Raw genomic sequence first — 12,566 nt, 5'->3', positions numbered from 1 at the left:
CAATAAAATAGAGTTTTTAAAAAATTTTAAACTAAAATCTATTTAAATATCTTTGAACATCTAAAGTAAATCTCAATGAAAAAAATATTATTGTTCCTGATTTTAATTAATTCAACTCTTGGTTTCTCTCAGAAAACGGAAAGTTATAAATTAACGAAAGAGCAGATTGCACAAAGAGAACTTAATGAGATTACAGATTTTCCAATTTACAAAGCAATTGAATATAATGATAAAGGAGGTGTTTATGATTTGGTTTTCACCGAAAATCAAAAGACAATTTCTAAAAAAGATACGCTGAATACCAAAATTCAGGCAATTTGCGTCATGAATGATCACGGCGGATTTTTAGAAAAATGGCGAATTAATGATTTGCTGGAAGATTATATTCCGAAAGAAACTACAATATGGTTTTGGACAAAATACTGCAGTACAAAAGATCTTGACGGCGATGGTTATATTGATCCTGTAATTGTGTACGGAACTAGAACAGAATATGATTTAATAAGACGTGTAAAAATTATTACGGTTTACAATAATAAAAAGTACGTGATTAGAGCTGTAGAATGCGATTTGGATGATTGTAGAAGTTTTAAAAAAGATGCCAATTGGAATTTACTTCCACAGAAAATAAAAACTTATGTTGATCAATTAGTGATAAAACTTAGAAAAGAACAGGATCTGCTTTTGAAAGATGGATAGTGTTAATTGTTAATTTCAATTTTACTCACTCATTTCATCATAACGTTCGGGAACTTGAGGGTCGTAAAGCGGGCATTTGAATTCTTCCATGACATCAACTAGTTTGTTCATGGTTTTTCCTTCTGTGCCATAGCAGTCAATTTTTATGCTTTGCGGAGTTGTAACAACCTGAAATGCCCCTTTTCCTTTTGGGTTTTTCCAGCTGTTTTCATCGACTCTTTCCCAGTCAGAAAAAACAGAATTAATTCTGTTTACAATTACTTCTATTTGAAGAACGGCTAAACCTTCTACTTCTTGTTTCTCAATAAGCGCTTCGTAAACTTCTTGATTGTTCAAGTAGATTTCGTCTATATATTTCCAAAAAAGTAATTCGTACATATACCTCGTTTTATAAGTTGTAGAGACGCACAGCAGTGCGTCTAAAATGCCGAAAGACGCACTGCTGTGCGTCTCTACAGAAAAAAATTAATATTCAAATTTGCCGTATTCGCTATTGATTGTAAGTTTTTTAGAATCTGAAGCTTCTACTCTACCCACGATTTGAGCGTCTACATTGAATGATTTTGAAATTTCAATAATATCTTGTGCAATATTTTCTGGAACATAAATTTCCATACGGTGGCCACAGTTGAAAACCTGATACATTTCTTTCCAATCTGTTTTTGACTGTTCTTGAATTAACTTGAATAATGGCGGTACTGGAAATAAATTATCTTTTATAACGTGTAAATTCTGCACGAAATGAAGGATTTTTGTCTGTGCTCCTCCACTGCAATGCACCATTCCGTGTATATCTTTTGGTGTATATTTATCTAAAATTTTCTTGATAATTGGCGCATAAGTTCTTGTTGGAGAAAGCACTAATTGACCTGCATTAATCGGGCTGTTTTCAACTTCGTCGGTTAAATTTACTTGACCAGAATAGATTAATTCTTCTGGAACTGCGGCATCAAAACTTTCTGGGTATTTTTTAGCCAAGTATTTTCCGAAAACATCATGACGCGCAGAGGTAAGTCCGTTACTTCCCATTCCCCCATTATAGCCTTTTTCATAAGAAGCCTGGCCGAAAGAAGCTAAACCTACAATTACATCTCCTGCCTTGATATTAGCATTGTCTACAACATCAGCGCGTTTCATACGAGCTGTTACTGTAGAATCTACAATAATAGTACGAACTACGTCTCCAACGTCTGCAGTTTCACCGCCTGTTGAATGAATAGTAACGCCAAACGATTTTAATTCGTTGATTAATTCTTCTGTTCCGTTGATAATTGCCGAAATAACTTCAGCTGGAATTAGGTTTTTATTTCTTCCAATAGTAGAAGAAAGTAAAATATTATCTGTTGCGCCAACACATAATAAGTCATCAATATTCATAATTAATGCATCCTGAGCAATTCCTTTCCATACCGAAAGATCTCCCGTTTCTTTCCAATACATGTAGGCTAAAGATGATTTTGTTCCTGCTCCATCGGCATGCATGATAAGGCAATGCTCTTCGTCCTGCGTTAAATAATCTGGAACAATTTTACAAAATGCCTGTGGAAATAAACCTTTGTCAATATTTTTGATGGCGTTGTGTACGTCTTCTTTTGATGCCGAAACACCTCTTTGTGCGTACCTTTTGCTAGAATCTGAACTCATGAAAATTAGTTTGTGTTGATGTGGTGCAAAGATAATCCCTTTTTTTAATTCTTTGGTTTATTTGAATATTTGATTAATAAAAAAATCGGCTGAAGATGATCTTCTGCCGATTTTCCTAAATAAAATTGGTTATGAAGCTTTTGGCTTGCTATTTTCTACTTTTAATACCCTTCAGTAATTAGTCCTCAAAAATTAATCTACATCCTAATATCTAACCAAAATTAGAAAACTTATCCCAATAACAATCATACACAAACATCTATTTTACAACAACTTACAATCTTTCCGACGAACTGTAAGACTAACCCGATGAACTTCATAATTTCTAAAATAAAAAAAGGAAATTACTTTGTATTTAAATTAATACTATAAATATCTCGCTTCTCTGAAGCTTACAAAAAACTATTTTGTAAACAGTAACTCTCTATATTTTGTTAACGTCCAGCTTTCGTCATCAACCAATAGTTCTAATTTATCGCAGTGATTACGAATATCCTCAAAATAAGGTTTCACTTTATTGCAATATGCTTCAGCCATTTTTTGAGCATCTGTCAATTGATTTGCTTTTTTTCTTTCGTTTGTCATTGCCAGTACTTTAGAATTTATACCTTCTATATGACCCGAAATTTCTTTAATCAGCACAATTTGTTCGCTAGCAATGGTTTCAAACTCTTTTCCGAAGATTTCTTTTAATCCTTTTACGTTTTCAATTAATGTATTTTGGTAACGAATCGCAGTCGGAATTACATGGTTTCTTGCAATATCACCCAAAACTCTTCCCTCAATCTGGATTTTTTTAGTGTATTCTTCCAGTTCAATTTCGTAGCGAGCTTCGGCTTCAACGTGATTTAGAATTCCTAATTCATCAAATAAATCAAGAGCTTGTTTAGAAATTTTCGCTTTTATTGCTTCTGGAGTTGTTTTAAAATTGCTCAATCCTCTTTTTGTCGCTTCTTTTTCCCATGCATCGCTGTAACCGTCGCCTTCAAAAAGAATCTTCTTAGATTGTTTGATATATTCTCTAAGTACATTAAAAATAGCATCATCTTTTTTCATGTCTTTCGACTCGATCAAATTTTCTACCTCATTTTTAAAGTCTTTTAATTGTTTTGCTACAATTGCATTCAAAGTTGTCATTGCGTTTGAACAGTTTGAATTTGAACCAACGGCTCTAAATTCAAATTTATTTCCTGTAAAAGCAAAAGGAGAAGTTCTGTTTCTGTCTGTATTATCTAATAATACGTCTGGAATTTTACCAACAACATTTAGTTTTAAATCTGTTTTTTCTTCTGGAGATAATTTTCCCGTTGTTACACTTTCTAATTCAGACAATACTTTTGATAATTGCGCTCCAATAAAAACCGAAATAATTGCCGGCGGTGCCTCATTAGCTCCTAATCTATGATCGTTACTTGCTGTTGCAATAGAAGCTCTTAACAAAGTTTCATAATCGTTTACCGCTTTTATTGTATTTATAAAGAAAGTCAAAAACTGTAAATTGCTCATTGGCGTTTTACTTGGACTTAATAAATTAACTCCAGTATCTGTTGCCAATGACCAGTTGTTGTGTTTTCCTGAACCGTTTACTCCTTTAAATGGTTTTTCGTGAAATAATACTTTAAAGTCATGACGTTCTGCAACGTGCCGCATAACATCCATTAATAAAGAGTTATGATCTACGGCAAGATTTGTCTCTTCAAAAATAGGTGCCAGCTCAAACTGATTTGGTGCTACTTCGTTGTGACGTGTTTTAACTGGTATACCTAATAACATACATTCCTGCTCCAAGTCTCTCATATAAGTAAGAGCACGAGTTGGGATTGATCCAAAATAATGATCGTCTAACTGCTGTCCTTTTGCAGAGGTATGTCCTAATAAGGTTCTTCCTGTCATCATTAAATCAGGACGCGAATTTGCCAATGCTTTGTCGATCAAGAAATATTCCTGCTCCCAGCCTAAAGTTGCTGTTACTTTTTTTACGTTTTTATCAAAATATTTACAAACTTCTGTAGCGACTTCATCGATCGCAGATAATGCTCTTAATAAAGGTATTTTATTATCTAAAGCTTCACCCGTGTACGCGATGAAAACTGTCGGAATACATAATGTTGTACCATATATAAAGGCTGGCGAAGTGGGGTCCCAAGCGGTATAACCTCTTGCCTCAAAAGTATTTCTAATTCCGCCGTTTGGAAAACTAGAAGCATCTGGTTCTTGTTGAACCAATTGTGCTCCGCCAAATTTTTCTACAGGATCGCTTCCATCATAAGATATATCAAAAAAAGCATCGTGTTTTTCTGCCGTTGTTCCCGTTAAAGGCTGAAACCAGTGTGTATAATGCGTAACCCCTTTTGCAAGAGCCCATTCTTTCATGCCCATAGCAATATAATCGGCCAGCTTTCTGTCAATCTTCGTTCCATGCTGAATGGCATCTCTAACTCCTTTTAAAGCATCAGAAGTTAAATATTGCTTCATTGCTTTTTCATTAAACACATTTGAACCAAAAAGATTTGATTTTCTATCAATCTCTTCAAAATGTACCGGCTTTCTTGTAGAAGCTTCTTTTAAAGCTTGAAAACGTAATGTTGACATGTATGTAAATTTTAAAATTCGTACTAATTTTCATTAAAAAAGGATCGACAAATATAAACAATAAAAAGACCTGTTTTAAACATAAATTAGAGAATTTTAGCCAATGATTTTTCAATGGAAGAACCGTATTTTAAAGAATAATTAATTGAAACGGAAGAAATATAACAAAACTGTGCGGTAATATTGATTAAATAAACATTTTTTCATAATTTCTTAACTCAGAAATTCAAAAAAGGGCCTTAATTATTACGAATTTATTTTTTTAAGGTAATTAAAATTGCTTTTTTAAAAATATACCCCCAACAAAATTGCGCTTATCCAAAAAATTATAGTTCGTTAAACAAAATAGCCCCCTAATTTTTAGGACTAAAAAAATAAATCTATATTTGACCCAACGAAAAAAAACAAAAAAATTAATTTATATTATTATGGCTAAAATTAAGTTAGAGTACATTTGGTTAGATGGATATGAACCAACTCAAAATCTTAGAAGTAAAACTAAAGTTGAAGAACATGAAAATTTCAAAGGAACATTAGAAGAACTTGGAAATTGGTCATTTGATGGTTCATCAACAAAACAAGCTGAAGGTGGTTCTTCTGACTGTCTTTTGGTTCCTGTTGCAATCTATCCTGATCCAACTCGTATCAACGGATATTTAGTAATGTCTGAAGTTATGTATGCTGATGGAACACCACACCCTTCTAACGGTAGAGCTACAATTGATGATGATAATGATGATTTTTGGTTTGGTTTCGAACAAGAGTATTTCATCATGGATACTAAAACTTTATTGCCATTAGGTTTCCCTGTTGGAGGTTATCCTGCTCCACAAGGTATGTACTACTGTTCTGTAGGTGGAAAAAACACTCACGGAAGAAAATTAGTAGAAGAGCATGCTGACTTATGTATTGTTGCTGGAATCAACTTTGAAGGTATTAACCAAGAGGTTGCATGCGGACAATGGGAATTCCAATTATTCGCTAAAGGTGCTAAAAAAGCTGGAGACGAAATCTGGGTTGCTCGTTACTTATTAGATCGTTTGACTGAGAAATATGGTTACTATATTGAATATCACCCAAAACCTCTAGGAGATACAGACTGGAATGGTTCTGGAATGCACGCTAACTTCTCTAACGAGGTGTTAAGAACGTGTGGAGACCAAGCTACTTACGAAAGAATTTGTGAGGCTTTCCGTCCTGTAACTGCTGAGCACATCGCGGTTTACGGAGCTTACAATGACCAACGTTTAACTGGTAAACACGAAACTGCTTCTATCCACGATTTCTCTTATGGAGTTTCAGACAGAGGATGTTCTATCAGAATTCCTTTAATGACTGTTCAAAAAGGATGGAAAGGATGGTTGGAAGACAGAAGACCAGCTTCAAACGGAGATCCATACAAAATTGCTCGCAAGAATTATCAAAACTGTTAAATCAGCGCTATAATTCAAAGCTTAAATTATATTTTAAAAGTGCCATCGTAATGTTGGCACTTTTTTTATTTATAAAAAACAAGCATTTCTACTTCGCTCAATGTGACAAACTTGTAACGACAATTAACGATCTTAGTTGCTATCAGCTTTGTCAAAGTTTAAACTTTGACAAAGTTCTCTCTAAAATAATTTCACAAAATGTCGGTTCGAGCGAAGTCGAGAACCTTATCACATTTTACCTTTAAGATTTAAGAAAATTTACGTAATTTAAACCTAAGTTTCTTATAAAATTAATTTTTAAGTTAAACATCATAACTTATCTTTGTAGATCAATTAAAAAAAATTATCATGATAGTCTGGACTCTCTTTTTACTTGCTGTAGTTTTTATTCTTGCTTTAGACTTAGGTGTCTTCAACAAAACGCCACATATTATTAGTACTAAAGAAGCCAGCAAATGGACCCTTGTCTGGGTTACTTTGTCTTTCCTGTTTTCAGGAGTAATTTATTGGCTTTACACTACAGATTATATTGCCAATCCAGATGGTTTAAAGCCCTCGGTTGCTGCCATGAAGTTTATTACGGGTTATTTGATAGAACTTTCGTTAAGTGTAGACAACATCTTTGTGATTGCCATTATTTTTGCTTCCTTTAAAATTCCGCAAAAATACCAGCATCGCGTTTTATTCTGGGGAATTCTAGGCGCTATTGTTTTCCGCGGTTTAATGATTTTCTTTGGAGTAATGCTGATCAATAAATTTACTTGGACAACTTATGTCTTTGGAATCTTCTTGGTATTTACGGCTTTAAAAATGTTATTTTCTGGAGAAGAAGAAGATTTTCACCCAAAAGATTCATTCGTATACAAAGCTTTAGGAAAAATTATTCCGATTACTTCGCACATGGAGAATGAGAAATTTTTCATTTTAACCGAAAAAGGTAAAAAAGCCGCTACCCCGCTTTTCGTTGCTTTAATTGTAATTGAAGTTATGGACGTTCTTTTTGCCGTAGACAGTGTTCCAGCAATTTTAGCAATTACATCAGATCCGTTTTTAGTATTCAGTTCTAATATTTTTGCTATTCTTGGATTGCGTTCTATGTATTTCTTCTTAGCAAATATGCTGGCTAAATTCAGTTACTTAGAATACAGCTTAGTTGCAATTTTAGCTTTTGTGGGATTAAAAATGTCGCTTCATGATTTCTTCCACGTTCCAGAATGGGCGTCTTTAGGATTTATCGCTCTATCGCTTTTAGTTGGAATTCTGGTTTCGTTAAAATTTGGAGAAGAAAAAGTACTTACAGATTCAGAGAAAGAATAATATCTTTTGAAACATATATTCACAAAAAAAAAGGAAACCTTGCGATTTCCTTTTTTTTGTTTTATGCTAATATAAATCTTAGTTTAATTTCTTAACATTACTATCGTCGATATTATATCTTTTAATTACTTCATTGTAATCAGAATAATCAGGCTTACTAACAGATTTTCCTGTTGTTGAAAAATCACCTGGAACAATTACAATTCTAAAAGTTTGATTTCTAATAAGATCAGGAGTCAATGCCAAGTCATAAGTCCCTCCCGCATAGATTGTAAAATCTGCTCTACTAAAATCAAAATCATAATCAAGCTCACCTTGAGACACATAAAGTGTTCTTGGAATTTCGTCGCCAAATTGGAGTTGTAGGATTAACCGTTCCTGCTAATCTATAAATCAACACAACATCAGAATCCACAATATTTGGAGTTAATTTTCTATAAATATTATAACCATCATCGCTATTAAAATCAAAATTTACGTTTTGAAGTTCAAAAACTTCAGCAACAGGCGCATCATATCCCGGAGGCCCCATTGGCCCTTCTGGCCCTTCACAACTCGAAAACGCTATTAAACCAACAACAGCGAATAAGGTAAGTATCTTTTTCATAATTATTTTTTTTAAGGATTATATATAAAGGTATTCCAAAAATTAAACCAAAAAAAGTGATTTGGCTTATTTTACCATAAAAATGTCCTTATTTTTTCACAGTCACCTGATTTCTAGCTAATATTTTATTAAAAAATAATACATGATACGGAAGTGAGTTTTCCCAATAATCCCAAGTATGTGCTCCTGGGCGTTCTGTGTAATCATGATCTACCTTTGTATAAACCAATCTTCTATGCAATTCTCTATTAGGTTCAATTAAAAAATCATCAACACCACAATCTATAATCAGCGGCAATTTGTTAGCTTTTAATTTATCTGCCATTCTTAAAACAGAATTTTGTTCGTATAATTCTGTGTTACCACTTTTATCTCCAAAAACAGGTCGCATTAATTTAACTACCTGAGCAGAAGAATCTCTGTTTAGCATTGTACTCATATCTACAGCGCCGCTCATACTTCCTGCCGCACAAAACAAATCGGGATGTTTAGCCGATAAATACAAAGCACCGTGTCCGCCCATAGACAAACCTGTAATAACGCGTCCATTTCTATTGCTAATGGTTCGGTAGGTTTTATCTACTTTCTGAATAACTTCCTGCGTAATAAAAGTCTCAAACTGACTCTCTTTATTCACAGGACTATCTAGATAAAAACTAAACGTCTCCCCTTCTGGCATTACAATAATCATATTGTATTGGTCGGCAAGACTGTGAACTAATTTTTTGTTTGGAGTATTTTTAAGCCAGTCGCTAAAATGTCCATATGCTCCATGCAGTAAATACATGACAGGATAAGTCGTTTTGCCTTTAGCATAAGAATTGGGTAAAACTACCCCTGACTTTATAGGTTTTCCCCATAGCGGTGCTGGCAACTTGTAAAGTGTCTACTTTTGCCGCATATGTCATGGTGGTAAGACAAAGCAAAATTGCAGACAAAAGCAATTTAAATTTCTTCATTTTGATATATTTTTTCTGATTAGGGTTTGTAAATATACCTTTTTTCAGAATAAAATATATGAAAAATCCGACTATGTGTTTTTTTTTGTTTGCCACGAACTTCACAAACTAGCACGAATTGTTTGCCTTAGATTAAATCTGCTCGATCTGCTTAATCTGCGGGAAAATTTACTCTCGCACATTTAGCAGATTAGGAAAATAAAATCGTTTTAATCTGTGAAATCTGCGGCAAAAAAAATCCGATTGAAATTATATCAATCGGATTTATATATTTTTATCGATTCGTGCTATTATAAGGTAAATCAAAAACTAGCTGATTATAATCTTATGCTCATGACGGTATTGCGATGCGCTTTTACCCGTATACTGTTTAAACGATTTACTAAAGTGGCTGAAGTTGTTAAAACCGCTTTCATAACAAACCTCATTAATACTCATTGGCTGTTCTGCCAAAAGTTTAGAAGCATGGACCAAACGATATTCATTTACAAACTCCGTAAATGTTTTATTGGATATCTTTTTAAAATAACGGCAGAAAGAAGGCGTTGTCATACTAACCAAACTCGAAACCTCATCTATTGAAATAGATTCTTGAAAATGGTCTTTCACAAAATTAAAAACCACATTAATACGGTCGTTATCCTGAGTCTGTAATTCTAACGAAAATCCGTCGGCATTCAATATGGTGTAATCCTCAGCCGATTCCAATTCGTCCAAAACACTTAAAAGTGTGATCAAACGTTGAAACGGAGGTTCATTCTCCATCATTTCAATTTTCTTTCCTATTCTCTTTTTTTGTTTCACCGCCAAAAGCGATACCGCCTTTAGCCTGATTCAAAATATTCTGAACTTTTTTCATTTCGGGCGCGACAAAAAAATCGCTTCCTAAAAATTCAGGTTTTATATGAATTACAGTTTCGTTTGTATTACCTGTATTTTCATTTGTAAAACCGCAATGGGGCAAATTGGCTCCTATTAAAAGTAAACTACCATTCGTGTAATAAGAAACGTGGCTTCCTATTTGTCTTTTCCCTGCCCCGCCATTTATATAAACCAACTCAATCTCTGGATGATAATGCCATAAATGAGCTTTGCTATTGGTCTTTTCGGCGTGTTTAGTGTAGGTAAAAGAACTTCCGTATGAGTTAGTTATCACTTCAAGAGCTGGGGCAATTGTCTTCATGATAATTTCTTTAAAAAATAATAGCAAATTTAACAAAAATACCTAAAATAATTTAAATTTTAACCTATAACGGTTTCGCAAATGCGAATTTTACATTAAAATCACATTTTCTTAACTGAGAATTCAATACCAAAATCGTCTTTTTTTTGGGGTCTGATTTTTTTTTCCACTATTTTTTTTATTAATCTCATTTAAAACGTGATTTTATACAAATATGTTAAATTTTGTAAGAAATACGGTAATTTTAGGATGTATTCGGTTTTGACAAAACATTGAAAAATAACAATCAAATTAACAAAAATACCTAATTAAAATCAAATTTTAACCTATAACGGTTTCGCAAATGAGAATATAGCACATAAATTGGAAAATATAGATGTTAAAATAACACACATGCTCGCTATAACTTTGCATCAGAGAATTGAACTAAAAATTTAAACACCTAGGAATATGAAAAAGATTATGAAATTAAGTTTAGTATGTGCGGTACTTCTAACTGGAATGAGTACTTATGCAATTGATGGAAATGAAGCTTTAAATCTTCATGTATTAAAAGGAAATGGCAAGGTAATTGCTTTTGGTATTAACCAACTTCAGAAAGCAGTTATTAGTATATATGATACAAATGGTAATTTAATCTATACTGAGAATGCTTCTGGTAAAGCAGGAATTTTAAGAACTTTCAGCTTAGAAGAATTTCCTCAAGGAAAATATATTTTAGAAGTTGCTGATACTTTCAAAAAAGTAAAATACGATATTAATGTAAATGCAAATAGTTCTGTTTTGTCTTCAAAAGGAACCACTTCATTATACTAAGAAGATATTAACGTTAAGTGCATTACTTCACAGCACTTAAAATTTTATACTCTAATACAGTATAAAAAGTGAGGTTAGATAGTTAGTAAGTTAAAAACTTTCAAAAGTTTTAAAAACAGCTCTTTGTGGTTACTGAGCTGTTTTTTTTTGCTCCTTACTTTCGGATCGCATAGTTTTAACCGCGAAGCACGCAAAGTTTTACGCAATCCCGAAGCCTCGGGACGCAAAGTTTTATTTACAAAGCTTTGCGTCCCGAGGCTTCGGGGTTGCGTTTTATAAAATCTTTGCGTGCCTTGCGGTTAAACCTATTAATCAATTCCTACATTTATAAAGAAATTATTAAATCAATGTAAATTAAAAATCAAGAAAAACGTTGAAAAATAATAACTGAATTAACGAAAAGGATAAAAATAATTCAAATTTTAACCTATAACGGTTTCGTAAATGAGAATACAGCATATAAATAGGAAAATATAGTTGTGCTTTTTCACTTACAACAGAAGTAATTTAGCATCAGAGAATTAGAACTATTAATTTAAAAACTAAGTACCATGAAAACGATTATCAAATTGAGTTTAGTAGCGGCTGTTGTTTTTTACTGGAATTAACACTTACGCAATTGATGGAACTGAAGACTTTAATCTTCATGTTATAAAAGCTAATGGAAAAACGATCACTTTCGGTTTGAATCAGACTCAGAAAGCGAACTTAGCAATTTATGATAAAGACGGATCTCTTATATATTCTGAAAGCGCTTCTGGCAAAGAAGGAATCTTAAGAACTTTTAGCCTGGAAGAATTCCCAGAAGGAACTTATTTCTTGGAAATTGAAGACAATATGAAAAAATCAAAATATGAAATTAAAGTAACTGATACTGTTTCTGTATTATCTCAAAATGCAGTTTCTTCAGTTTACAAATCAGGTTTTGGTAAAAATACAAGTGTGGCAACACGCTAAAAAAGTTTATACTCTCATAAAGTATAAAAGTGAGGTTAGATAGTTAGTAAAGTTTAAAAACTTTTTAAGTTTTAAAAACAGCTCTTTGTGGTTATAGAGCTGTTTTTTTTTGCTTTATAGTTACTGTTTTTTTTTGCTTTATAGTTACTGTTTTTTTTTTACCGCAAAGACCCTAAGATTACCCAATTCCCGAAGCCTCGGGACGCAAAGATATTTACCGCAAAGGACAACAAAGTTTTTTGTTTAAGATTTCGCAATCTCAAAGTTCACAAGGCCTTATCCAAATAGCTTTGCGAACTTTTTTATTTAAAACTTAATCAAAAAAACTTAGCGTGCTTTGCGTAGATCTTAGTGCTCTT

At 33.0% G+C, this 12,566-nt stretch carries 9 protein-coding genes and 3 pseudogenes; 5 read left to right on the top strand and 7 right to left on the bottom strand.

Annotation, left to right across the window (positions count from 1 at the left end; translation table 11 throughout):
- Positions 1 to 75: 75 nt before the first annotated feature.
- Positions 76 to 699 (top strand): M949_RS01915 family surface polysaccharide biosynthesis protein, encoded by a 624-nt coding sequence (locus tag ACZZ95_RS14020; protein ID WP_463469515.1) that lies wholly within the window; start codon positions 76 to 78, stop codon positions 697 to 699.
- Between the two features lie 21 nt (positions 700 to 720).
- Here ACZZ95_RS14020 and ACZZ95_RS14015 read toward each other — a convergent pair whose 3' ends face one another.
- The 3 genes from ACZZ95_RS14015 to ACZZ95_RS14005 form a co-directional block, all read right to left on the bottom strand.
- The gene (locus tag ACZZ95_RS14015; protein ID WP_463469514.1) at positions 721 to 1,077 is read right to left on the bottom strand and encodes a hypothetical protein; all 357 of its coding nucleotides are present in this window, start codon (positions 1,075 to 1,077) and stop codon (positions 721 to 723) included.
- A gap of 87 nt (positions 1,078 to 1,164) precedes the next feature.
- Complete coding sequence (locus ACZZ95_RS14010) at positions 1,165 to 2,343, bottom strand: AIR synthase related protein (RefSeq protein ID WP_463469513.1); 1,179 nt, start codon at positions 2,341 to 2,343, stop codon at positions 1,165 to 1,167.
- A gap of 402 nt (positions 2,344 to 2,745) precedes the next feature.
- Entirely contained in the window at positions 2,746 to 4,935 is a 2,190-nt protein-coding gene (locus ACZZ95_RS14005; RefSeq protein ID WP_463469512.1) for a glutamine synthetase III family protein, read from the bottom strand.
- A gap of 428 nt (positions 4,936 to 5,363) precedes the next feature.
- Between ACZZ95_RS14005 and ACZZ95_RS14000 the strand changes: the two are divergent.
- Positions 5,364 to 6,381 (top strand): annotated as a pseudogene (locus tag ACZZ95_RS14000) (glutamine synthetase beta-grasp domain-containing protein).
- A gap of 335 nt (positions 6,382 to 6,716) precedes the next feature.
- Positions 6,717 to 7,685 (top strand): TerC family protein, encoded by a 969-nt coding sequence (locus ACZZ95_RS13995; protein ID WP_463469511.1) that lies wholly within the window; start codon positions 6,717 to 6,719, stop codon positions 7,683 to 7,685.
- Between the two features lie 78 nt (positions 7,686 to 7,763).
- On the opposite strand, the gene ACZZ95_RS13990 is transcribed toward ACZZ95_RS13995, so the two are convergent.
- From ACZZ95_RS13990 to ACZZ95_RS13975, 4 genes and pseudogenes are all read right to left on the bottom strand, one after another.
- Positions 7,764 to 8,009 carry a hypothetical protein gene (locus tag ACZZ95_RS13990; RefSeq protein WP_463469510.1) on the bottom strand — a complete coding sequence of 82 codons (246 nt, stop codon included), beginning with the start codon at positions 8,007 to 8,009 and terminating at the stop codon, positions 7,764 to 7,766.
- Positions 7,996 to 8,292: a hypothetical protein gene (locus ACZZ95_RS13985; RefSeq protein WP_463469509.1), complete on the bottom strand. Its 297-nt coding sequence runs from the start codon at positions 8,290 to 8,292 to the stop codon at positions 7,996 to 7,998. The genes ACZZ95_RS13990 and ACZZ95_RS13985 overlap by 14 nt, the downstream gene beginning before the upstream one ends.
- An 88-nt stretch (positions 8,293 to 8,380) precedes the next feature.
- Positions 8,381 to 9,166: an alpha/beta hydrolase gene (locus ACZZ95_RS13980; protein WP_463469508.1), complete on the bottom strand. Its 786-nt coding sequence runs from the start codon at positions 9,164 to 9,166 to the stop codon at positions 8,381 to 8,383.
- 394 nt (positions 9,167 to 9,560) lie between these two features.
- Positions 9,561 to 10,434, bottom strand: a pseudogene (locus ACZZ95_RS13975) (AraC family transcriptional regulator).
- A 450-nt stretch (positions 10,435 to 10,884) separates the two neighbouring features.
- On the opposite strand from ACZZ95_RS13975, the gene ACZZ95_RS13970 reads away from it, so the two are divergent.
- A complete protein-coding gene (locus ACZZ95_RS13970; RefSeq protein WP_095953136.1) occupies positions 10,885 to 11,250 on the top strand; it encodes a DUF3244 domain-containing protein in 366 nt (121 codons plus the stop codon).
- A 551-nt stretch (positions 11,251 to 11,801) separates the two neighbouring features.
- Positions 11,802 to 12,207, top strand: a pseudogene (locus tag ACZZ95_RS13965) (T9SS type A sorting domain-containing protein).
- The last annotated feature ends 359 nt before the right edge of the window (positions 12,208 to 12,566 follow it).

This window comes from Flavobacterium sp. AC267, from assembly GCF_979258715.1.
Note: the sequence above shows the minus strand (reverse complement) of the source record. Positions and strands in the feature narration are given on the sequence as shown.

What these genes read in the sequence shown, in the direction of transcription:
- ACZZ95_RS14020 (WP_463469515.1), top strand. Translation starts at nt 76, where the DNA reads ATGAAAAAAATATTATTGTTCCTGATTTTAATTAATTCAACTCTTGGT.
- ACZZ95_RS14015 (WP_463469514.1), bottom strand. Translation starts at nt 1,077, where the DNA reads ATGTACGAATTACTTTTTTGGAAATATATAGACGAAATCTACTTGAAC.
- ACZZ95_RS14010 (WP_463469513.1), bottom strand. Translation starts at nt 2,343, where the DNA reads ATGAGTTCAGATTCTAGCAAAAGGTACGCACAAAGAGGTGTTTCGGCA.
- ACZZ95_RS14005 (WP_463469512.1), bottom strand. Translation starts at nt 4,935, where the DNA reads ATGTCAACATTACGTTTTCAAGCTTTAAAAGAAGCTTCTACAAGAAAG.
- ACZZ95_RS13995 (WP_463469511.1), top strand. Translation starts at nt 6,717, where the DNA reads ATGATAGTCTGGACTCTCTTTTTACTTGCTGTAGTTTTTATTCTTGCT.
- ACZZ95_RS13985 (WP_463469509.1), bottom strand. Translation starts at nt 8,292, where the DNA reads ATGAAAAAGATACTTACCTTATTCGCTGTTGTTGGTTTAATAGCGTTT.
- ACZZ95_RS13970 (WP_095953136.1), top strand. Translation starts at nt 10,885, where the DNA reads ATGAAAAAGATTATGAAATTAAGTTTAGTATGTGCGGTACTTCTAACT.